Below are 22480 nucleotides of genomic sequence, written 5' to 3' on the forward strand. Positions count from 1 at the left end.
GTTGCAGCTAACATCCAAAGCCCATTTTTGCTCGAATTTCATTCTTTCCATTTCCATAATGGGTAAACAGTAACGCGCTAAAACTAAAAAGGCACCCTGCTAGAGGATGCCTTTAATAATAATTTCATCGATAAGATATCAATTCTATGGCACACCATGGCCTTTAGAAGCCACCCATACGCGATACCATTGCTCTCGAGTAAGTTCGATGTTCAATGCATTAACTGCAGTTTGCACACGCTCGATTTTACCAGAGCCAATGATTGGAATAGGGTTAGATGGCAAACGACGTACCCAGGCATAAATTACTTGATCAATACTCGCTGCGCCCACTTCTTCACGAATTGCTTCTAATTCGTTACGGACACGAACAGCTTGCTCACTGTCACCACTAAAAATTGAACCACCACCGAGGCAAGACCAAGCCATTGGTCGCGTGCGCAACATTTGCATTTGCTCAAGCGTTCCATCGTGTGCAACCTCAAAGTTAAGTGGGTTGATTTCCACTTGGTTAGTAACCAACGGCTTACCTAAGCGAGATTGCAGCAGTTCAAACTGGCGTGGAGTGAAGTTAGACACGCCAAAGTGCTTCACTTTGCCGACTTTGTGAAGCTCAGAAAATGCTTCTGCAACCTCGTCCGCATCCATTAACACGTCAGGACGATGAATTAAAAGTACGTCGATTTCATCCACATTCAAACGTTCTAGCGAGTTATTCACCGATTGGTAGATATGTGCTGAGCTCGTGTCGTAGTGATTGATCTTACGCTCTGGCGTTTTATCGCCACACAAATTGATGTCGCATTTCGTCACGATCTGAATTTGCTCACGAACACTCTTGTCTAAAGCTAACGCTTCACCAAACAACGCCTCACACTCGTAATTACCGTAGATGTCGGCGTGATCGACCGTCGTAATGCCTAACTCAATGTGTTGCTTAAGAAATGACAAACGCTCTTGAGCCGTCATTCCCCACTCAACTGCACGCCAATATCCTTGAACCAGCTCTGAGAACTCTGGGCCTTTTGGTGCAGTTACTACTTTTGCAACCATGGGTTTTCTCCTTCAATTGATCTGCATTCATCGTAGTCTTGTTTTCGTACCGGCTCAACGGGTAAACTTTCGCAATTCGAACTGGAGTACGAAATATGTCTTTTGCCCAACGCCTAGCCACCCTGATCGGAGAAGAAAGCATCAGCGGGTTCGCTCGACGCGTCGATGTGTCTGAAGCTTTAATACGCAAATACCTTAAAGGCAGTGAACCTAGCCTAACCAAAGCAAATCAAATTGCAATGCGCGCCAATTGCTCTCTCGAATGGTTAGCAACGGGATGTGGTTATTTATATCGCCGTGCTGAAGTCGTGGATATGGATGCGTACAAACTTGCCTTTCAACACGTTATGAATCAGCCGTTGTCAGACGATGCAGAAGAGCTACACCGCAAGCTAATCGCAGGCTATCAATACCTGCGCGCTCACAAAAAATCGGATGGTTTTTTGGATGAATCAGCAATGGCGACCTTCCTATCTCTCCATAAAGAATCTAAAAACGAGTCACTTTGACCTCGATAATTTCGCCATCACTGCGCAATTGCACATTTAAGGACGGTGATGGCGTCAGAAACTCGTCCGGTTTTACCCAAAGCAAACTTCGAATCGTTTCTTGTGGATAGCGGTTCATCAACAAAATAACTTCTTTATCGACAAGCTCGGAAGATTTCTTTTCCAGAGCTTCAACGACATCATAGTGTTCTTGTCCGATAGTAACTCTGCGTAAAACTAACCCATCCTTTCTTAAGTTGAGAAGTAAGTCATTCAGACGCTGCCACTCGTATTCAGTGAGAAACGAGAACTGAGCACTTTCTCTTCTCAAAACCACTTCACCATACAAGTGCTGCTGGTAGTACGAAAAATCATCCAAACAAAATGCGCTGATAAACGTTGAGTTGTCTCGCAACTGCACTTCGCAACCATACCAGCTTCCACTTTTTTCTATACGTTCTTTTAGATTGGAATATGGCATTGCTGACAACGTGTCTTGCCACCAGCTCGGCGTTGAAAGTGCCGGAAACGTTACCGAACAACAACATAAAGAAAGTAAGAGTCGGAGATAAAAGCGCATGCACTGCTCTAGTTGGTTGACATCGAACCAAGACATTACTAACTGCAAGAAAATGTTCAAGAGAAAAATAGTGGCAGGTGGTGATGAAAGTTATAACGCAGAAATTAAGAAGGCGCACATGTGCGTGCGCCTCTACCTCGTTACTCAATCGTGAGTGTGCGAATCGGCGATGTCTATTGATGCATCCCGAACATAAAACGAGGACTTACCGTAGGGTTTGAATCCATCCAAATTGTGTGTAAAACCTCACATCCCTCCTTCTGAAGCAGTCATGTTGCTTTACATTTAAAGCATGGTTCATTTTTCTCAAAAAACAAGTTTTTTATCCTAAATTATGAGAGCAATAGCACAATCTGAGTGAATGAATAATATCGCGACACTTCGAACACTCAATAGTGAAAAGCTAAATTGCATCTTTATTGATTAGGTCTAGACTCTGCGAAGCGTATACTTTCTTTCGTCCCTTCCCCCCAGCAACAGGAGAGCTTTTTAATGACCAAACGCGAGAGAATTGTGAAATCTGTGTTGGCGCACGTACCGAAAGATGCGATTAACCAGTTTGTCTCTCGAGGGTCAACACCATTTTCTGTTCTCATTATGGCCGCCATTGTGGGTACGTTGGCTGGTTTTGTCGGTACGTATTTCGAGCTTGCCGTTCATTTCGTTTCTGAAACACGAACAGAATGGTTAAGAAGCGAAATTGGTAATGTTCTACCACTGTGGCTGGCAGCGGTTCTCATTAGCGCACTTTTAGCTTTTATTGGCTATTTTCTTGTGCACCGCTTTGCGCCAGAAGCGGCAGGCTCTGGTATTCCTGAAATCGAAGGGGCAATGGATAATATTCGTCCAGTGCGCTGGTGGCGAGTTCTACCAGTAAAATTCTTCGGCGGCATGGGCGCACTTGGCTCAGGTATGGTGCTGGGTCGTGAAGGCCCAACCGTTCAAATGGGGGGCGCTGTTGGTCGAATGGTGACCGATATATTCCGCGTAAAGGATGACGATACCCGCCACTCCCTGCTCGCTTCTGGTGCTGCTGGCGGTTTGGCTGCGGCTTTTAATGCCCCTCTCGCAGGCATTATGTTCGTTGTGGAGGAAATGCGACCTCAGTTTCGCTACTCTTTGATCTCAATTCGCGCAGTGATCATTTCTGCCATTATGGCGAACATAGTGTTTCGCGCCATTAACGGGCAAGACGCCGTTATCACTATGCCGCAATACCAGTCGCCAGAGCTTCAAACCCTATGGCTGTTTTTATTGCTTGGCGCATTGTTTGGCGTGTTTGGCGTGATCTTCAATAAACTAATTACCGTGGCACAAGACAGTTTTGTCGCAATTCACAAAAACGATCGTAAGCGCTACTTGATTGTAGGTTCGTTACTGGGAGGCGTGTTTGGCTTGCTTCTTTTGTACGTTCCCCAACTAACTGGTGGTGGTATCGGCCTTATTCCTGACATTACTAACGGTAACTACTCGGTATCTATTTTAGTTTTGCTTTTCTTTGGTCGCGTAATTACAACCCTGCTCTGTTTTGGTTCTGGTGCGCCGGGAGGCATCTTTGCACCTATGCTTGCTCTGGGAACCTTATTTGGCTATGCGTTCGGAGCAAGTGCTGATGTCTTGCTCCCTGCGCTTGATATCGAGCCTGGTGTATTTGCGATTGCGGGCATGGGTGCCCTGTTTGCTGCAACGGTACGTGCACCGATTACTGGTATTCTGTTAGTGATTGAAATGACGAATAACTACTACTTAATCCTGCCATTGATCATTACTTGTTTGGGCGCTGTGATTATTGCTCAATTGTTGGGTGGACAACCTATTTACAGCCAGCTGCTGCATCGTACAATCAAAAACGAAAAGTTACGCCAGCAGGATCTACCGGAGAATCAATCAACATAACATTCTCTTTGTTATCACTTCGCTCCAGACTATCGAAGGGTTTGGAGCGATAAACTCTGCATTTTTACATCTTTTCCCAAATATTCGATACCAAACTCACAAAATTATCATTCTCTGATATTTGCTCACCACCTTTCATGAGAAACCCCTCTCCATACTTGTTAGTATTCGCTACTTAAATAGAGCATTTCATCCAAATCGTCATGTTTCGTTTCATTCAGGCAAAAATCAAATGGAGTAGATTTGAACTGGAGAAGACTTGTGCAGTTTTATAGTGTCCCGCCGTCTCAAGCCGCGTTGGCACTAGGTATGATAGGTTTAGGGCAAGCTTGGGCACTCTATGTTCCTGAGATTGGTGAACCGATACGTCCATTTTTGGCGTCACTCGGCGCACTTTTACTCGCCCCTGTACTCATAAAATATGCCGCTAATCCACGATTATTCATGGTCGACATTCGTCACCCGCTGAGTGGTAGTTTAATGGCACCAATGAGTATGGCGTTACTGATCCTTGCAGATTACCTTGCCGCTGTAGCGCCTATCATCGCTTATCCACTTTGGTTTATGGCGCTTTTGCTGCATTTTACTATGATGGTGCTGTTTTTTAGCTTTCAGCTAATGAACTTCAAAATGTCCAATATCGTACCGAGTTGGTTTCTTTATCCGGTGGGGCTGATCAGTAGTTCACTAGCCGGTTCTCAACTAGGTCACAACTTATTTTCCGAAACGTTAGCGATGATGTGCATCGGCATTTATTTCTTCATGCTGCCACTCGTGTTGTATCGTTTGGTGTTTTTCGGCTCTCTACCAAGGCGAGCAAGACCGACCCTCGCGATTATGGCCGCGCCGGTAAACTTGTCATTAGCAGCATACTTGGTGAACTTTCCCTTACCTGATCCGATACTGACAGGCGCATTGGCCGGGATCGCCATCACTATGACTTTATTGATCTACTTATGTTACTTCCGCTTACTTCGCTTGAAGTTTCAACCTTCTATCGCGGCAGTAACCTTTCCTTCCGTGATCAGCGCTATCGCAATGCATCGCTTAACCTCTTTTTTTGCCGAATCGCACCCTCACTGGCACTGGCTACACGACTTTGGTTTTCTAGAGCTCAGTATCGCGACTGTATTGGTTGTTTGGGTATCGGCAGGTTACGTCAAAATGTATTGGCCAGAAATCATGAAGTCATTTTCTAAACAAGCATAAAAAAAGGATGGCGTTTGCCATCCTCTTAGAATAGTACTTGGTTACCTAGCGTAAACCGTGCAGAAATTCGGCACGCGTTGCTGGGTTGCTCTTGAAGATGCCACCCAATGCAGTTGTTGTCGTTTCGCTGGTTGCATCCATCACACCGCGAGATTTCACGCAGTAGTGTGTTGCGTCAATCGTCACTGCCACATCATCGGACTCAAGCAGCGTTTGAAGTGCAACAAGAATTTGCTGAGTCATACGTTCTTGAACTTGTGGACGCTGCGCAAAGAAGCGAACGATACGGTTGATCTTTGACAGGCCAATGATCTTGCCACGTGGAATGTAAGCCACAGCAGCCTTGCCATCGATGGTCACAAGGTGGTGTTCACAAGTGCTGGTCACCGTGATGTCCTTCACGCGAACCATCTCGCTCACGTTCATCTTGTTCTCAATCACCGTGATTTTAGGAAAGTTGGAGTAATCCAGACCAGAGAAGATTTCGTCAACGTACATCTTAGCAATGCGGTGAGGGGTTTCTTCTAGGCTATCGTCAGTGAGGTCAAGTTGAAGTAGACCTAAGATCTCACGCATGTGGTGTTCGATCTTCTCTTTCTTCTCTTCACGACTTACGTTGTTTGGACGCATTGGCGTTTCCAAACCGCGTTGCTCTAGCGCTTCTTTTACTAACTTCGCTGACTCGCTAAGACCTGACATTCCACTTCCTCTTTTGTTTTACTTCAGCCTTCGTACAAACCCAATCAAAATTGCATTCATACTTTTCGCTTTGAGTTGCTCAGTTCGTGTCTTTACACCAAGTCACATCAGATGAAGGTACTGAGCTGATTTTCTTGAGCTCCGCAGGTTTTTTACCCCTTTTGGATGGCTGACAAGGATACTCGGATTTTTGAATAATTACACCCATATTTTATAGGTGGACATTCTTACTCAGTCCCCTTTTATGGTAAAGTTGCCACAAAACAAAAGAACACAGGATTTTCTCAATGGGCTGCTGCGACGCACCTGGCTTGATGCCAATTGAAGAAGCGATGGACAAAATGTTATCGCGAATCAAACCTATCCAAACAACGCTTTCTCTTCCACTTGCTGAAGCACTCGGTTTTGTACTGGCAGAAGATATCTTGTCTCCTATCCACGTACCGCCATTCGATAACTCAGCAATGGATGGCTACGCTATTCGCATTCAAGATCTTGAGTCATCTTCTGTATTGCCTCTGGCAGGTAAATCATTTGCAGGACAACCTTTTGAAGGTGAATGGCCTCAAGGTACCTGTGTTCGCATCATGACTGGCGCAAAAATCCCACAGGGTTGTGATACCGTTATCATGCAAGAAAACACAGAAGTGACGGATGCTGGCATTCAGTTCAATCAAACTGACGTGAAGCCGCAAAACAACATCCGCCCAACAGGTGACGACATCAAACAAGGCGACATCGTACTGGCAAAAGGTGCACGTTTGACACCTCGCGATATTCCGATGATTGCGTCGCTTGGTGTTAGCCATGTGACAGTAGTACGTAAGCCAAAAGTTGCTTTCTTCTCTACTGGTGATGAACTTAAACCACTGGGCGAACCGCTAGACGAAGGTCAGATCTACGACAGCAACCGTTACGGTATTAAACCACTTATCGAGAACTTCGGTTGTGAAGCCATTGATCTTGGTATCATTCCAGATTGCCCAGAGACTCTGAAAGCAACCTTTGAACAAGCACAAACATTGGCAGATGTGGTTGTGACCTCAGGCGGTGTTAGTGTGGGCGAAGCGGATTACACCAAAGACATTCTTGAAGAGCTTGGTGAAATCGGTTTCTGGAAGTTAGCAATCAAGCCGGGTAAACCTTTCGCATTTGGTAAGCTAAGTACAGCTTGGTTCTGTGGGCTGCCGGGTAACCCTGTTTCTGCAGTTCTTACTATGTACGTGCTTGTTCAACCAATGCTGGCAAAACTTGCAGGCCATACAGAATGGAAAGCACCCGAATCTATTCCAGCAACAACCAAAACCGCCTTTAAGAAAGCGCCAGGTCGTACCGATTACCAACGTGGTATCTATACATTGGAAGATGGCAAGTTTGTCGTTGAAACAACCGGTAACCAAAGCTCTGGTGCATTCCGCTCAATGAGCCTAGCGAACTGTTTTGTTGTATTGGAACGTGAACGCGGCCGAGTTGAAGTGGGCGAAACGGTTCAGATTCAACTATTCAACTCAACCCTTTACTAGGAAGACGTTGTGGATATTCTTTCCGATCAGGAAATGTTGCGTTACAACCGCCAAATCATTCTTCGTCAGTTTGACTTTGAAGGACAAGAAGCACTCAAACAAGCATCGGTATTGATGCTTGGTGCTGGCGGTTTAGGCTGCGCATCAAGCCAATATTTGGCGACTGCTGGTGTCGGTAAAATCACGCTGATTGATGATGATATCGTCGAGTTGTCTAACCTTCAGCGCCAAGTGCTGCACCACGATGCGGATATTGGTCGTAAGAAGGTAGACTCGGCGGCCAATGCACTACGTGAACTTAATCCGCACATTGTCGTAGATACCATCGCAAAACGTCTTGATGATACCGCGTTAGAGAGCCTGATTAAGCAACACACTATTGTTGTCGATGCATCAGATAACGTCGATACGCGCAATCAACTTAACCGCCTATGTTTTGCGACTAAAACACCGCTAATTTCAGGCGCGGCTATTCGTATGGAAGGCCAAGTGAGTGTGTTTACTTACGACGACCCAACTCAACCATGTTACCAGTGCTTAAGTGCCCTCTTCGGCAGCGGTGCGTTAAGTTGTGTCGAAGCCGGAGTCATGGCTCCTGTTGTGGGTATTGTTGGCGCAGTACAAGCGATGGAGACGATTAAAGTGATTGCTGATTACGGCCAACCAAAGAAAGGCAAAATTCTGATTTTGGACGCGCTCAGCATGTCTTGGCGAGAAATGAATCTGATGAAAATGCCAACCTGTCCGGTTTGTAGTTAGTTCTAAACCTCTAATCATTCCCAAAAAGCCCAACTCGATGTTGGGCTTTTTTCTCATTTTGACAATCAGATTTAAAACCCTTCTTCTTACAAATTTTAACTTCATAAAATTCAACAACTTAAAAGTTGGCACATTCCTTTCATTGCATATATCACGAACCAATGAGAGGGCGAATTATGAAAAGGACATCACTACTACTTGGGTCTCTAATAGTGAGCGCTTATGCACAAGCGGCGCCATTTGATACGTGCCCAAGCCAAGCATACCTATTCCAATCAACCCCGGTTCAAATCTATGGCGTCAATTTGGTTACAGGCTCTACGACTCTTTTAGAGGACGACACAGGTTTGGCTTCGGGCATCAACGGTGTAGGCTTTAACTTCACTGACCGTTATATCTACGGCTACGACACCACAAACAAAAAGATTGTTCGTCTTGGTAAAGACTTCCAAGCAGAGACACTTAATGTTTCGGGCCTTCCTACCGACCACACGTTTTACGTTGGCGACGTTTACAACCACGTCTACTACTTGTACCGCAAAGGCAAAGGACTTTTCTCCATTGACCTTTCTCCGCTCAATTCTGATCCAAATGCGACATTGAGCATCGTGAAAATTAGCTCAACAGCGACAGTGAACCTAACCGACTTTGCATTCCATCCAGGTGATGGCTCCCTTTACGGCATCGACAACAACTCTGGTGTGCTATATCAGTTCAACCCATCAAACGGTAGCGCAACTGCGATAGGTGACACAGGTGAGAAAGGCACATTTGGTGCTGGCTACTTCGATGTAAACGGCAACTACTACGTGTCACGTAACCAAGATGGCAAAATCTATCGCGTTGATCTTTCGGAAGGTAACGCAGCCAATATCGCAGCAGGTATCGTTCCTGCGGTTGAGTTTGTATCCAACGGTCCAAGCTCAAGCCAAAATGACGGTGCACGTTGTGCAAATGCTCCGGTGATTAACGAAGACGAGCCAATTGATTTCGGTGATGCTCCAGACAGCTACCACACAACACTTGCGTCAAACGGTCCTCGTCACGAAGTGGACGGTGCAACTTGGCTTGGCTCTGTTGCTCCAGATGGTGATGCCGACGGTCAAGCAAACGACAACTCTGTGGGCACAGCCGATGAAGATGGTGTTGGTTTTGTATCCGCACTTGATCCAGGCTTAAGCTCAATTGTGAATGTGACAGCTTCTACTTCTGGCTACCTATCAGCATGGTTTGACTGGAACCGCGATGGTGACTTTGATGATGAAGGTGAGCAAGTCTTTACCGACCAATTACTGTCTGCGGGTAATAATCCCCTACCGTTTGTCGTTTCAACCGCTGCAACGGAAGGGTCTAGCTGGAGCCGATTCCGCTTTAGCCAACAAACCGGATTAAACTACGATGGTGGTTCGACATCTGGTGAGGTGGAAGATTACCCAATAACCATCACTGGTAATGGTTACTCAGTGGAATATTTCCCGAGTGCAGAAGATTACGCCACCGTCGCTTACGAAGATAACTGGCCATACACCGCAGACTACGACATGAACGATGTGGTCGTAAAATTCCGCATCACCGAAACCAGTCTTGCGGGTCATGTTGAGAGTATTCAAATTACTGGCGACCTAGCGGCTTACGGTGCAAGTTACAAAAATGGCTTCGCAATCCGACTACCGGGTGTATTGAGAAGCTCGATTGAAAACGGATTAACAACACTATCCTTCAATGGTGTAGAACAAGCATCTAATGGCTTGGAAAGTATTTCTGATGAAGCAATTTTCATCATCAGTGAAGACTTAAGCACACACGCGGCGAGCAGCTGTAGCTACTTCCGCACAGAGTCTGGCTGTGATGATAACGTCTCACTCACCTTTACCTTGAATGTGTACTTCACTGAAGGATCTGACCGTTCAGCCATTCAAGCCATGCCATACGACCCGTTCATCTTTGCAACACCGGGCACTTACCATGGCGATGGTATTACTTTCCAACCAGGGCGTAAGTGGGAAGTTCACTTAGCAGACCAAGCACCAACAGAACAGTTTGATGACCAAAACCTCTTCGGTGTCGGCGTCGATGCAAGTGACCCAGCACAAGGTGTGTACTTCAAAACAGCAAACAACTTACCTTGGGCACTGTTAATAGTAGAAGATTGGGATTGGCCGCTAGAGCGTGTAGACATGGTCGATGCATACCCTCAATTCCAAACTTGGGCTGAGTCTGGTGGCGAACTAAGCACAGATTGGCACACCGCTCCAACACCTAACAAATGCTACATTCCATAGGGAGATAACATTATGAAAGCACTTATCACAATCATCATGGGATTAGCACTAACGGCTTGTGGCGGAGGCGGTGGCGGCGGAGGTGGTAACAGTACACCACCTCCACCAACCCAAACCACCGTTGCAGAGGAAGACACAACCCAACAGGAAGAAACAACCGTAGAAGAGACTACCGTAACTGTAGAAGATGCAACCATGCAGGATCTAGTAGTACCAGATGGCTTTAGCTACAACCCAGTGACGGAAGGTACGCTCAATGTAGACATCAGTGGTTTCTCTTCACAACGAGCACACCTAAGCGTGTACAAAGAGTTTGTCGAGAACAGTTCAGGTAACTACGATGCAAAATACCCAAGCAAAGTCGCATCGGTTCCACTCAACAATGGTACAGCAAATGTCGACTTTAATGTTTCTGATAGCCAAGGTAGCCTACTTGTTGAAATTTGGTTCTATGACGGTAGTGACCCAATTCAGAAAGTGATTACTTCTGGAGACAACACTTGGACCATGTAACTGGGTAAATCGAAAGCTGTCTTTCAGAACAAATCTTCAATCTTTAACTTAAAAATCGCATCGTTCTTTTGAACATGCGATTTTTTTGTTGTAAAACAGTAAGATTATCCACCTAGCAAACTAAAGACAATGCAAGCACTGATTAGTACTGATGAACTCAATAGCCTTCTCGGCCAACCTAACGTCAAGCTCCTCGACGCTAGTATTGCGTTTCAAATCCCTTCTGAAGGTAAAAAGATCCAAGATAAGTGGATTCCAAATACTTTACGCTTTGATTACGACAATGACTTTTGCTTACCAGGCTCCTCCCTACCGCATATGATGCCAACAGAAGAAGGCTTCAACCAAAGTGCGCAACAACTCGGTTTGAACAACGAAGACTTGATTGTGGTTTATGACAACTCAGGCACTTTAGCCGCACCAAGAGCTTGGTGGATGTTCAAAGCTATGGGACATGATAATGTTCGAGTCTTAAACGGCGGTCTTCCTGCTTGGATTGAAGCCGGATTTCCTGTCGAAAGTGCCCTATCGCAACCAAGCGAAAAAGGTAACTTTGCGGGTAAGCTCAATCAAAATGCCTTTTTGAGTGCACAAGATGTTCTTGCTCATTCCACCAATAAAAGTGCAAATATCATCGATGCCAGAGCCAAAGCACGCTTCCTTGCTGAAGTGCCTGAGCCACGAGAAGGTCTACGTAGTGGGCACATTCCAAATTCGGTTTGCTTACCGTTTCAAGAACTCTTAACCAACGGTCACATTAAACCAAATTCAGAGTTGCAACAGATATTTAGCGCACTAACGATAGATAGTGACAATTCAATTATTTTTAGTTGCGGCTCCGGTGTGACCGCATGCATTTTATTACTCGCGGCGTATCAAATTGGTCTGGACAATCTGTCGGTGTACGACGGTTCTTGGACCGAATGGGGTGCAGACCACTCTCTACCTATCGAGCGTTAAGACAAGTGTCTGTTTAACAAAGTATCTTACGTTTATCTAAAGATGATGTGTTCCAATATACTAAACGCAGCTTCTAAACCAAACTTGTCATTTCGAAATAGAAACTGGCTATGAGTGATTTGTCCCTCCTCATAGCCTGACTACATCAAAAGCCGACTATTTCCGTTAGCGTTCAGATGTCGCGTTACCGTGCATTTGCTCATCTAAGTTGAGCACGGTTAATGCGTTACTAACGCTCGTGGCGATCACGTCTATCGCTCCAGTTCTTAATGCTCCGAGTAGAGCGAGTGGCTTGCTGTTCTCAGCTGCGATCGCAATGACTTCCGAGATCGGCCGAAACTCTTCAATACCAAGTCCAATTACTCGGTCACTCATTACCGTGTTCGCTACATTACCGTGAATATCAAAGAAGTCATAACCTGCAAAATCCCCTACCACACCTTGTTGAAGTCTCGACTGAACCACTTCATCAGGCGTAAACCAACCTAAGTCGACCATGTAACTGTTTTCGCTCATGTCACCAATACCAACCAAAGCAACATCGGCTTTACGTGCTAGGTCGAGCGTTTGTTTCACGGTTGCATTTTGCATGAAGGCCAACTTCTGTTCTCTATTTTCTGCGTATGCCGGCGCATAAAGGGTTTCAGAGGTTCCCCCATATTTCTTCGCCAACTGACGACAAATATGGTCGGCGTTATACATACCGCCACGCGGGTGAATACCACCAATGCCACACACAAATTTACAGTCACGCGGCGTAATAACACCAATATGGTGAGCGACAGACGACACGTTGCGCCCTTGTCCGACCGTCACCACCATGCCGTTTTTGAGCGTGCTAGTGAGATAATTGGACACCAATCCCGATACCTGTAGTCGTTGCGCTTCTTCATTCGGTTGATCAAGAGCAACAAGCGCGCGCTTAACGCCGAATCGCTCGATCAAACGTTGTTCAATCTTGGCGCTGAACACCGGATGGTATTTAACGGTAATTTCAACAATGCCTTCATCACGCGCCTGCTTGAGCATTCGCCCGACCTTTGCGCGTGATATGGCAAATTTTCTCGATATCTCTTCCTGAGTCGCACCGTCTTGATAATACGCGACGGAAATCTCTGTCAACAAATCCGTGTTTTCAATGGAAATATCTTGATTAGAACTGCTCATGGTTTCTCTCGCCCTTTAAGAGGATCGATATTGTATGCAATAAGTGAACATATGCTCATTGACTTAGCATATGTTCTTTATCAATTTAAACGCTACATTTGCTCATCGCAATAACATTTTCTCACTACAATTTTTTACCCTCTTGGACAACGCTCAAGCTTTGAACAATAAGGGCAAACGTTTATTTGGGTTAACCACTAAACACACAGTAAAAAAACGTTGATGAAGTTCACTATAAGTCCATTTCAGCGATTGACTTTCAGCATAGATAGGATAAATATGGACACATCATTTACTCAGCTATCGATCAAATGTTCATAGCATTTGTTCGGTAACGAAATTTTCCGTAGTTGGCTGAGCAGATGTCTCATTAAATGCGATGAGACGGTTAGCTAACTCGCTTGCAAATGCACAAGCTGTGATAACAAAAATCACGCTTAAGCCCATTTAAATAGGATGATCGATTATGAGCAACAAGTTAGAGCAACTTCGTAAACTAACGACTGTAGTAGCAGACACTGGCGAGATTGATGCAATTAAAAAGTATCAGCCAGAAGACGCAACAACTAACCCTTCTCTTATCCTTAAAGCCGCTCAAATCGCAGAGTACGCACCTCTAATCGATGCTTCAATCGAATACGCTAAAGCACAGAGCAACGACAAAGCTCAACAAGTTCAAGATACTTGTGACATGCTTGCAGTAAACATCGGTAAAGAAATCCTAAAAACTATCCCAGGTCGTATCTCTACAGAAGTAGACGCTCGTCTATCTTACGATATGGAAGGCAGCGTAGCGAAAGCTCGTCAACTAGTGAAAATGTACAACGATGCTGGCATCACTAACGACCGTATCCTTATCAAACTGGCTTCAACTTGGGAAGGCATTCGCGCAGCTGAGATCCTAGAAAAAGAAGGCATCAACTGTAACCTAACGCTTCTATTCTCGTTCGCTCAAGCACGTGCTTGTGCAGAAGCGGGTGTATTCCTAATCTCGCCATTCGTTGGTCGTATCATGGACTGGTACAAAGCGAAAGAAGGCCGTGACTTCGAAGCTCAAGAAGATCCAGGCGTACTATCTGTAACTAAGATCTACAACTACTACAAAGAATACGGCTACAAAACTGTAGTTATGGGCGCAAGCTTCCGTAATATCGGTGAGATCTTAGAACTAGCTGGTTGTGACCGTCTAACTATCGCTCCTGCTCTACTTGCAGAACTAGAAGCAGCTGAAGGTGAAGTAGTTGAGAAACTAGTTGATTCTAAAGGCGCAGCTGAGCGTCCAGCACCAATGACTCACGCTGAATTCCTATGGGAACATAACCAAGACCCAATGGCTGTTGAGAAGCTGGCTGAAGGTATCCGCAACTTCGCCGTTGACCAAGGCAAACTAGAAGCGATGATCGAAGCTAAGCTTTAATTGCTTACCAAAAGCGAGTAGCCCGTCTACTCGCTTTTACCATCAGCACTATTTTCAAAAAATTCTATTTGAACTTGTTTCGGCGAGTTCCCTCTATTTAAATCAAATATCGAGAAGTAATCACTATGGATCGTAAACATCTAGCAAATGCAATCCGTGCGCTAAGCATGGATGGTGTTCAACAAGCTAACTCTGGTCACCCAGGTGCACCTATGGGTATGGCTGACATCGCTGAAGTTCTTTGGCGCTCTCATCTAAACCACAACCCATCAAACCCTGAGTGGGCAGACCGCGACCGTTTCGTACTGTCTAACGGCCACGGCTCAATGCTGATTTACTCTCTACTGCACCTTGCAGGTTACGAGTTGTCTATCGACGATCTGAAAAACTTCCGTCAGCTTCACTCTAAAACTCCTGGTCACCCAGAGTACGGTTACGCGCCAGGTATCGAGACCACAACGGGTCCGCTAGGTCAAGGCATCACTAACGCGGTTGGTATGGCTCTAGCTGAAAAAGCGCTAGCAGCGCAATTCAACAAAGAAGGCCACGACATCGTTGACCACTTCACTTACGTGTTCATGGGCGACGGCTGTCTGATGGAAGGTATTTCGCACGAGGCATGTTCTCTTGCAGGTACTCTAGGTCTAGGCAAGCTGATTGCATTCTGGGATGACAACGGCATCTCTATCGACGGTCACGTTGAAGGTTGGTTCTCTGACGACACACCTAAGCGTTTCGAAGCTTACGGTTGGCACGTAATCCCTGCAGTCGATGGTCACGATGCTGACGCAATCAACGCAGCAATTGAAGCAGCGAAAGCGGATCCACGTCCTACACTTATCTGTACTAAGACTATCATCGGTTTTGGTTCACCAAACAAATCTGGTTCACACGATTGTCACGGTGCGCCACTAGGTGCAGAAGAAATCGCAGCAACACGCAAAGAACTAGGTTGGGAGCACGGTCCTTTTGAAATTCCGCAAGAAGTCTACGCAGAATGGTCAGCGAAAGAAACAGGCGCAGCTAAGGAAGCAGCGTGGAACGAGAAATTTGCAGCTTATGAAGCAGCGTACCCTGAGCTGGCAGCTGAATTTAAACGCCGCGTAAACGGTGAGCTTCCTGCACAGTGGGAAGAGAAAGCAAGCCAAATCATTGCTGATCTTCAAGCTAACCCAGCAAACATTGCATCACGTAAAGCGTCTCAAAATGCTCTAGAAGCATTTGGTGCTCTACTACCAGAGTTCATGGGTGGCTCTGCTGACCTAGCACCTTCTAACCTAACAATGTGGTCTGGTTCTAAGTCTCTAGAAGCAAGCGACTTCTCTGGTAACTACATCCACTACGGCGTGCGTGAATTCGGTATGACAGCGATCATGAACGGTATCGCGCTACACGGTGGTTTCGTTCCTTACGGCGCAACATTCCTAATGTTCATGGAGTACGCACGTAACGCAATGCGTATGGCTGCGCTGATGAAAATTCAGAACATCCAAGTGTACACGCATGACTCTATCGGTCTTGGCGAAGATGGTCCAACTCACCAACCAGTTGAGCAAATGGCATCGCTACGCCTAACACCAAACATGAGCACATGGCGTCCATGTGACCAAGTTGAGTCCGCTGTAGCTTGGAAACTAGCGATTGAACGTAAAGATGCACCGACAGCACTTATCTTCTCTCGTCAAAACCTTGCGCAACAAGAGCGCACAGCAGAACAAGTAGCAGACATCGCGAAAGGTGCTTACATTCTGAAAGATTGCGAAGGCAAGCCAGAGCTAATCCTTATCGCAACAGGTTCTGAAGTTGAACTAGCAGTAGAAGCAGCAGCACAGCTAACTGCTGAAGGTAAGAAAGTACGCGTTGTTTCAATGCCATCAACAGACGCATTCGACAAACAAGACGCCGCTTACCGTGAAGCTGTACTGCCATCAGACGTAACAGCACGTATCGCAATTGAAGCAGGTATTGCTGACTTCTGGTACAAGTACGTAGGCTTCGACGGTCGCATCATCGGTATGACTTCATTCGGTGAATCTGCACCAGCTGGCGAACTATTCAAAATGTTTGGTTTCACGACTGAAAACGTAGTGAACACAGCAAAAGAGCTACTCGCGTAATTGCAGTAAAAAGATAGTCAGTTTTCTCTATTGCGAATGTGAAAACTGAAAAGCCCCACCAGCAATGGCGGGGCTTTCTTTTATCTGGCTCCTATTCGCATAAACGCAGCCAGGACATAAACATCACAACTTTCGTTACGACTATTTGTCTTCAAATCGAAGTGCGAGCTGATAGAAATCTTGTACTTGGTCTTTCAACTGTCGGCTATTTTGCTCAACTGAATGTGTTGCTGCCAAGTTTTGTTCTGCGGTCGAAGCAATAGAATGAATGTGCTGGTTTACATCACTAGATAGCTTTAACTGGTTATTCGCCGCTTCTGCTACATCAACCATCAGCCCACTCATGGTTTGCATCATCTGTTCAACTTCAGACAAACGCAACGCGCTTTGTTCTGCTACTTGAGAACAGGCATCGGTTTGCTCTTTGTTTGCCAGAATATCTTTCTGCCAACTTTGAATCGTTGCCAACATAGTGGAGATAGAGGCTTGGATTTGTTCAGTTGCATTGGATGTTCGCCCAGAAAGCGCGCGGACCTCATCAGCTACAACAGCAAAACCACGACCTTGCTCCCCTGCTCTTGCCGCTTCAATCGCCGCGTTGAGTGCCAGTAAATTGGTTTGCTCTGCGATCCCACCAATCTCTTCCATCAAATGGTTCACCTTCTGCGCCTGATCACTCAGTTGATACGTCGTTTCCGTCGCTTTTTCAGCTTGAAGGCTTAATTGCGCTAGATTGGTGTGCGTTTGATCAATGGTCTCCTTCGCCATCAAGCATGACTTCAATGTATCATCAATCAACATATGGGCATCATTGGTACTCGAAGAAACCGAATTTGCCGACGACTCCACCTCTTGGGTAGCATCTCGCACACGATGAATATCGGTATTTTGCTGATTTAATGCAGCCGAGACTTCTGCCGTTGTTTGACTAAGCTCTTCGGCGCAATGCTGCAAAGGCAATGCGGAGTCAGTCATTCTTCCTAACACGGTTCGAATTCTTGCGGATAGCATTTTGATATGGAAATCGGCAATCGAAAATGCCGTGTTACCGGAATAGATCAAGCGACTTACGCTGTCATATTGCTTTTGTAACTTTTTAAGTTGCTGAGGTGTATCAATTAACTCTTGGCGGAATAACAGAGCCAGAACACTTGCAGGTAACGCACTTGCAAGCCAAGCCAACGGCCCTTCAACAGACAACGCATATGCGGTTGCAGGTGCGGTTAGTGCACCAAGTAGAATCGCATAGCGAATGGTTTCATTGATTTTCAACGACCAAGTTCGGCCAGACTTCTCTGCAGCACGCATGCTTTTGTAGGCTTTTGTCGCAATATCAACCCACTCTCGCTTTGGCTTCACGCGCACTGATTGATACCCAACAACATGGTTGTCTTCGTAGATAGGGGTGACATAAGCATCAACCCAATAGTAACCGCCAGACTTAGTGGAATTCTTAACCATTCCACGCCAGGCTTTACCTTGTTTAAGGCGTGCCCACATATCACCGAAAGCGGCTTTAGGCATATCATTATGACGAACTATATTGTGGTTCTGACCGACAAGTTCTTCGTGAGTGTATTCAGCAACGCGGCAAAAGGCTTCATTACAATATGTAATAACACCTTGTAAGTTCGTTGTTGAGACGAGTTCCTCAGACTCCCTCACGAGAGTTTCTTGAGCTTTATGAGAAATATTGGCTGACATAGACGAAACTTCTTTAGTTTTTATTGATTTTCGGCAAGATATATACAGGATTTTTATTTTTATTACAAAAAGTTAGATAAAAAGTCTTATCAAACCGACATTTTTATTGTGGGAATTCACATTATCGATAAAAACATAAAGAAGAGATTGTTGATTTGAGCTAATAAACAAACCCGACACGATCGGCCGGGTTATATATTAAGACTTAATTAAGCGGTTTGTGATTCTGGCTTTTTATTCGTTTTTAACGCAAACATCGCGATAACGAGTAACACAAATGGAAGAACATACAAATTAAGATTCTGCCAACCTACGGTAGACTCAAGCCAACCAGATAGTAATGCGGTAATGGTGACACAACTGAACACGAAGAATTCATTAAACGCTTGAGCCTTACTTCTGTTTTTCGCTTCATAACTTTGACTAAACAGCCCGGTGGCTGCGATAAACATAAAGTTCCACCCTATTCCTAACAAGATTAAAGCAAGGCTAAAATGCCAGATAGACACTCCATGTATGTTAATTCCAATACAAGCAACAAATAGCAATCCACCCCCTAAAATCATATTCTTAGCGCCAAACCGCTCTATCAGACGGCCCGTGACAAACGCAGGTGCAAACATACCCAACACGTGCCATTCGATCACTCCCGCCGCTTTATCAAAATCAAAGCCACAACCAATCATCGCTAAAGGAGTTGCTGTCATTAAAATGTTCATCACCGCGTACGCAACCATTGCCGCGATAACTGCCAGCATGAAATTAGGTCGACGAATAATCAGTCTCAGCTTATCCGCCTTAGCGTGTAGCGCCTGCGTGTGTGCAGGTGGAAAACGAATGGTTTGTAGCACAACCAACGCGGTTATATAAAGCACGACAAGCACAGCAAATGCACTAATGTATAAGCCATCACCTGACCACTGCTGTGAGTACACCGCCAAATTAGGTCCAAGGATCGCCGCTAACACCCCACCCGCCATAGATATCGAAATCGCCCTATGCCTTGCCGACTCTTCACACACTTCAATGGCAGCAAACCTGTATAGAGTACCGAAACCTATACCAACACCAAGCAAAAACGTAGACATGCAGAACAGATAGAAGTTTTGTTGACTTAATGCATACGTCGCTAGACTAGCACCCAAAATGCCAATGACATTACCAAGGCTAAAACCAAGGCGACGCCCTAACTTGCCCATAATTAGCGACGCGGGAATTGTCGCGGCCATCAGTCCCAAAAACTGCAGTGCAACTGGTAATGTGATAAAACTTGATGACGGCGCAAGTGTTTTGCCAATAAGGGCAATAACAGATATGAGTAAAATATTCCCTGTCATTAATAAGGCTTGGCAGAGAGATAGAAGCCATACATTACGATTCAATTCCAAATTCCTTTTGGTTACAACGTATACAGATAACATATAGGAAAGCAGAAACAATAGAAAGATATGAGAGTAATTCTCAACAAAAAGAGCCAGAGGCATAGTACCTCTGGCTCTTCACTATTCACTTTTCGCTTTTAAAAAGTTTTTCTGTTGAGCTTACTTGTTGCGGCGCGCTTTTACTGCATCAGAAAGCTGACGAAGTACCGTTTCCGTATCTTCCCAACCAATACATGCATCAGTAATCGACTGACCATAAGTGGCTGCTTTGCCATCCACTAAGTCTTGGCGACCTTCAACTAAATGAGACTCGATCATCACACCAAAAATGGCTTCTTCGCCAGCAGAGATTTGCTCGGATACATCATCAGACACCAGCATTTGACGCTTGAACTGCTTCGAGCTGTTAGCATGGCTAAAATCAATCATCACTTTTTTCGGCAGACCTGCAGTGTCCAGCTCATCTTTAATTTGAGCTACATGTGCTGCACTGTAGTTTGGTTCTTTACCGCCACGTAGAATAATATGGCAGTCTGGATTACCAGCGGTTTCTACGATCGCGGAATGACCGTATTTTGTTACTGAAAGGAAGTGATGGGAAGCGCTTGCAGAACGAATCGCGTCGCTCGCTATTTTAATATTCCCGTCTGTACCGTTTTTGAAACCTACAGGACAAGAAAGACCAGAAGCTAGCTCGCGGTGAACCTGAGATTCTGTCGTACGAGCACCGATAGCGCCCCAACTGATCAAATCCGCCACGTACTGAGGTGTGATCATATCTAAGAATTCACTTGCCGTTGGCAAGCCCATATCGGTTAGATCAAGAAGAAGTTTACGTCCGATACGTAGACCATCATTTAGCTTATAGGTGTCATTTAAGTAAGGGTCATTGATAAGGCCTTTCCAACCAACGGTTGTACGCGGCTTTTCAAAATAAACTCGCATAACAACCTCAAGCTGCTCGCCCAGTTCATCACGTAGTACTTTTAGCTTTTTACCGTACTCAACCGCGGCAGCCGGATCGTGAATAGAACACGGGCCAACGATCACGAGTAATCGATCGTCTTTTCCTTCAAGAATATTGTGAATGGCGTTACGGCAATCAAAAGTGGTCGAAGAAGCGGTTTCAGTCGCTGGGAACTTCTCTAATACTGCAACAGGTGGCAATAACTCTTTTACTCTATTTATTCTTACATCATCAGTTTGAAACATTACTTCTACTTCCTGGTTTTATTTCCGACCCCATTTTTACCAACTGAACTCATTGCAACATTGTTCACAAAGCGAGCAGCATCAAGGGCTGTGGTCATTTTCTGTCTAGCGTTTAAGTAACTTATCGGCTTAGGCGTAGACTTGCAATCAGTTTTTGCAAATAAATGCAAATAAAAACCACCTGTTAACCACCACGCACAATGTAAAGTAAAGTTTACGAAAAAAAGTTCAAAATAATCATCAATTTTCTTATGCACCAAAAAATCTTTACTACAATGTAAGAAATATCAGAAGTTTGTGAGGTATTTTTGGGTAGTAAATGTTGATCAAGTTCAAATATATTGTTGCTTGATATGAAATGATTATAATATTAAACTAATTTCTTATAAACGCTGGTTTTTTCTAATTTTTTGATAAAACGAAGTAGAAGTTAATATGCAATCAATACAAGGAAACATTATGAACAAAGTAGCAATTGCAGTAGCAGCAGTGGTAGCTGGTAGTAGCGCGCTTTTAAACTCTGCTCAAGCTGAAATGTACATCGGGGGCAAAGTGGGCATGACTACACTTGACGACGCTTGCTATCTAAATAGCCCTTGTGATGATGAAGCGTTCGGTGCAGGACTACATATCGGTTATGACTTTACCGATATCATTGGGCTAGAGTACGGCGTAGACTTCTTAGGCGACTACAAAGCTAACTCGATGTCAGGGGCTAACACGGTTAATACGATTGACGGCAATCTAACGGCTTTAACACTTGCACCTAAATTCAACTGGCACTTAAACGACTCTTGGAATCTGTTTGCTAAGATCGGTGGTGCTTACATGATGTCTGATGACGAAACAGACTTTGTCCCAACAGGTTCTTTGGGGGCTGAATACTCGATCGATAGAAACTGGAGTGTTCGCGCTGAATACCAACGCTACCAAGACATGTCTGACGACGTGTGGGACGACATGGATGCTAACTTCTTTGGTATCGGTGTTAACTACAAATTTGCAGCAGCTCCAGTTGTTGCAGCAGTTGTAACGGAAGAAGTGATCGAGCCAGATCCAGAACCAGTGATGATGAGCAAGGTGCACAAAGAAGAGTACGGTACAGGTACGTTTGAATTCGATAGTGCTAAGTTAACAGATTCCGTTTCTGAACGTCTGGACAACTTTGTTTCATTCTTGAACGAATATCCTCAAGCTCAAGTAGAGATTACTGGTTACACGGATAGCTCAGGCCCTGCGGCATACAACCAAAAACTGTCTGAGCGTCGTGCTCAATCTGTTGCTGATTACCTAACCGCAGCTGGCATTGGTTCAGATCGTTTGACAGTTAAAGGTATGGGTGAAGAAAACCCAGTTGCTGACAACAGCACTCGCGAAGGTCGTGAGAAAAACCGTCGCGTAGAAGTTGTGGTACCTTCATTTGAATACCAAGAGCTAGTTCAACCAGAATAAGCATCTATGATTCATGATCGATGATGTGGTAAAAATTAATGGGGTGCATTTGCACCCCATTTTGATC

General features: G+C 45.1%; 19 protein-coding genes. 11 read left to right on the top strand and 8 right to left on the bottom strand.

What is annotated here, in order from left to right; all coding sequences use genetic code 11:
* Positions 1 to 144 precede the first annotated feature (144 nt).
* Complete coding sequence (locus H9L11_RS22740) at positions 145 to 1053, bottom strand: aldo/keto reductase family oxidoreductase (protein ID WP_005373468.1); 909 nt, start codon at positions 1051 to 1053, stop codon at positions 145 to 147.
* A 95-nt stretch (positions 1054 to 1148) separates the two neighbouring features.
* Between H9L11_RS22740 and H9L11_RS22745 the strand changes: the two genes are divergently transcribed.
* Positions 1149 to 1562 (top strand): helix-turn-helix transcriptional regulator, encoded by a 414-nt coding sequence (locus H9L11_RS22745; RefSeq protein WP_005387686.1) that lies wholly within the window; start codon positions 1149 to 1151, stop codon positions 1560 to 1562.
* On the opposite strand, the gene H9L11_RS22750 is transcribed toward H9L11_RS22745, so the two are convergent.
* A complete protein-coding gene (locus H9L11_RS22750; RefSeq protein WP_080659228.1) occupies positions 1543 to 2157 on the bottom strand; it encodes a hypothetical protein in 615 nt (204 codons plus the stop codon). The genes H9L11_RS22745 and H9L11_RS22750 overlap by 20 nt on opposite strands.
* 456 nt (positions 2158 to 2613) lie before the next feature.
* Between H9L11_RS22750 and clcA the strand changes: the two genes are divergently transcribed.
* Together clcA and H9L11_RS22760 are read left to right on the top strand one after the other, a co-directional pair.
* Positions 2614 to 4017, top strand: a complete 1404-nt coding sequence (clcA, locus tag H9L11_RS22755; protein WP_005373473.1) for a H(+)/Cl(-) exchange transporter ClcA — start codon at positions 2614 to 2616, stop codon at positions 4015 to 4017.
* Between the two features lie 261 nt (positions 4018 to 4278).
* Complete coding sequence (locus H9L11_RS22760; RefSeq protein ID WP_005373475.1) at positions 4279 to 5226, top strand: TDT family transporter; 948 nt, start codon at positions 4279 to 4281, stop codon at positions 5224 to 5226.
* 45 nt (positions 5227 to 5271) lie between these two features.
* Here H9L11_RS22760 and folE read toward each other — a convergent pair whose 3' ends face one another.
* Positions 5272 to 5925, bottom strand: a complete 654-nt coding sequence (folE, locus tag H9L11_RS22765) for a GTP cyclohydrolase I FolE (protein WP_005373478.1) — start codon at positions 5923 to 5925, stop codon at positions 5272 to 5274.
* Positions 5926 to 6212: 287 nt separating this feature from the next.
* Between folE and moeA the strand changes: the two genes are divergently transcribed.
* From moeA to H9L11_RS22790, 5 genes are all read left to right on the top strand, one after another.
* Positions 6213 to 7448: a molybdopterin molybdotransferase MoeA gene (moeA, locus tag H9L11_RS22770; protein ID WP_064376234.1), complete on the top strand. Its 1236-nt coding sequence runs from the start codon at positions 6213 to 6215 to the stop codon at positions 7446 to 7448.
* A 9-nt stretch (positions 7449 to 7457) separates the two neighbouring features.
* Positions 7458 to 8207, top strand: a complete 750-nt coding sequence (moeB, locus tag H9L11_RS22775; protein WP_053349250.1) for a molybdopterin-synthase adenylyltransferase MoeB — start codon at positions 7458 to 7460, stop codon at positions 8205 to 8207.
* A 176-nt stretch (positions 8208 to 8383) separates the two neighbouring features.
* Positions 8384 to 10489, top strand: coding sequence for an LruC domain-containing protein (locus H9L11_RS22780; protein ID WP_064376233.1), 2106 nt, complete (start codon positions 8384 to 8386; stop codon positions 10487 to 10489).
* Between the two features lie 12 nt (positions 10490 to 10501).
* Positions 10502 to 11002, top strand: coding sequence for a hypothetical protein (locus H9L11_RS22785; protein ID WP_053307245.1), 501 nt, complete (start codon positions 10502 to 10504; stop codon positions 11000 to 11002).
* A 129-nt stretch (positions 11003 to 11131) separates the two neighbouring features.
* The gene (locus tag H9L11_RS22790) at positions 11132 to 11962 is read left to right on the top strand and encodes a sulfurtransferase (RefSeq protein WP_064376232.1); all 831 of its coding nucleotides are present in this window, start codon (positions 11132 to 11134) and stop codon (positions 11960 to 11962) included.
* A 165-nt stretch (positions 11963 to 12127) separates the two neighbouring features.
* Here H9L11_RS22790 and H9L11_RS22795 read toward each other — a convergent pair whose 3' ends face one another.
* On the bottom strand, positions 12128 to 13129 hold the full coding sequence (locus tag H9L11_RS22795; protein WP_005387670.1) for a sugar-binding transcriptional regulator: 1002 nt from the start codon (positions 13127 to 13129) through the stop codon (positions 12128 to 12130).
* A gap of 466 nt (positions 13130 to 13595) precedes the next feature.
* Between H9L11_RS22795 and tal the strand changes: the two genes are divergently transcribed.
* On the top strand, positions 13596 to 14546 hold the full coding sequence (tal, locus tag H9L11_RS22800; RefSeq protein ID WP_005373488.1) for a transaldolase: 951 nt from the start codon (positions 13596 to 13598) through the stop codon (positions 14544 to 14546).
* Between the two features lie 125 nt (positions 14547 to 14671).
* The gene (gene tkt, locus H9L11_RS22805; RefSeq protein WP_042522667.1) at positions 14672 to 16663 is read left to right on the top strand and encodes a transketolase; all 1992 of its coding nucleotides are present in this window, start codon (positions 14672 to 14674) and stop codon (positions 16661 to 16663) included.
* Between the two features lie 141 nt (positions 16664 to 16804).
* Here tkt and H9L11_RS22810 read toward each other — a convergent pair whose 3' ends face one another.
* The 4 genes from H9L11_RS22810 to H9L11_RS22825 form a co-directional block, all read right to left on the bottom strand.
* Positions 16805 to 18367 (bottom strand): PAS domain-containing methyl-accepting chemotaxis protein, encoded by a 1563-nt coding sequence (locus H9L11_RS22810; protein WP_151515720.1) that lies wholly within the window; start codon positions 18365 to 18367, stop codon positions 16805 to 16807.
* A 209-nt stretch (positions 18368 to 18576) separates the two neighbouring features.
* Positions 18577 to 19749, bottom strand: coding sequence for an MFS transporter (locus H9L11_RS22815; RefSeq protein ID WP_171342610.1), 1173 nt, complete (start codon positions 19747 to 19749; stop codon positions 18577 to 18579).
* A gap of 159 nt (positions 19750 to 19908) precedes the next feature.
* Entirely contained in the window at positions 19909 to 20961 is a 1053-nt protein-coding gene (gene aroG, locus H9L11_RS22820; protein WP_017635200.1) for a 3-deoxy-7-phosphoheptulonate synthase AroG, read from the bottom strand.
* 5 nt (positions 20962 to 20966) lie between these two features.
* Entirely contained in the window at positions 20967 to 21218 is a 252-nt protein-coding gene (locus tag H9L11_RS22825) for a hypothetical protein (protein WP_017819898.1), read from the bottom strand.
* A 202-nt stretch (positions 21219 to 21420) separates the two neighbouring features.
* Here H9L11_RS22825 and H9L11_RS22830 point away from each other — a divergent pair, with 202 nt between their 5' ends.
* Positions 21421 to 22413 carry an OmpA family protein gene (locus tag H9L11_RS22830; protein WP_017635198.1) on the top strand — a complete coding sequence of 331 codons (993 nt, stop codon included), beginning with the start codon at positions 21421 to 21423 and terminating at the stop codon, positions 22411 to 22413.
* Positions 22414 to 22480: the final 67 nt, after the last annotated feature.

The organism is Vibrio sp. sp1, from assembly GCF_016920955.1.
Classification (GTDB): domain Bacteria; phylum Pseudomonadota; class Gammaproteobacteria; order Enterobacterales; family Vibrionaceae; genus Vibrio; species Vibrio alginolyticus.

What these genes read in the sequence shown, in the direction of transcription:
- H9L11_RS22740 (WP_005373468.1), bottom strand. Translation starts at nt 1,053, where the DNA reads ATGGTTGCAAAAGTAGTAACTGCACCAAAAGGCCCAGAGTTCTCAGAG.
- H9L11_RS22745 (WP_005387686.1), top strand. Translation starts at nt 1,149, where the DNA reads ATGTCTTTTGCCCAACGCCTAGCCACCCTGATCGGAGAAGAAAGCATC.
- H9L11_RS22750 (WP_080659228.1), bottom strand. Translation starts at nt 2,157, where the DNA reads ATGTCTTGGTTCGATGTCAACCAACTAGAGCAGTGCATGCGCTTTTAT.
- clcA (WP_005373473.1), top strand. Translation starts at nt 2,614, where the DNA reads ATGACCAAACGCGAGAGAATTGTGAAATCTGTGTTGGCGCACGTACCG.
- folE (WP_005373478.1), bottom strand. Translation starts at nt 5,925, where the DNA reads ATGTCAGGTCTTAGCGAGTCAGCGAAGTTAGTAAAAGAAGCGCTAGAG.
- moeA (WP_064376234.1), top strand. Translation starts at nt 6,213, where the DNA reads ATGGGCTGCTGCGACGCACCTGGCTTGATGCCAATTGAAGAAGCGATG.
- H9L11_RS22780 (WP_064376233.1), top strand. Translation starts at nt 8,384, where the DNA reads ATGAAAAGGACATCACTACTACTTGGGTCTCTAATAGTGAGCGCTTAT.
- H9L11_RS22785 (WP_053307245.1), top strand. Translation starts at nt 10,502, where the DNA reads ATGAAAGCACTTATCACAATCATCATGGGATTAGCACTAACGGCTTGT.
- H9L11_RS22790 (WP_064376232.1), top strand. Translation starts at nt 11,132, where the DNA reads ATGCAAGCACTGATTAGTACTGATGAACTCAATAGCCTTCTCGGCCAA.
- H9L11_RS22795 (WP_005387670.1), bottom strand. Translation starts at nt 13,129, where the DNA reads ATGAGCAGTTCTAATCAAGATATTTCCATTGAAAACACGGATTTGTTG.
- tal (WP_005373488.1), top strand. Translation starts at nt 13,596, where the DNA reads ATGAGCAACAAGTTAGAGCAACTTCGTAAACTAACGACTGTAGTAGCA.
- tkt (WP_042522667.1), top strand. Translation starts at nt 14,672, where the DNA reads ATGGATCGTAAACATCTAGCAAATGCAATCCGTGCGCTAAGCATGGAT.
- H9L11_RS22810 (WP_151515720.1), bottom strand. Translation starts at nt 18,367, where the DNA reads ATGTCAGCCAATATTTCTCATAAAGCTCAAGAAACTCTCGTGAGGGAG.
- aroG (WP_017635200.1), bottom strand. Translation starts at nt 20,961, where the DNA reads ATGTTTCAAACTGATGATGTAAGAATAAATAGAGTAAAAGAGTTATTG.
- H9L11_RS22830 (WP_017635198.1), top strand. Translation starts at nt 21,421, where the DNA reads ATGAACAAAGTAGCAATTGCAGTAGCAGCAGTGGTAGCTGGTAGTAGC.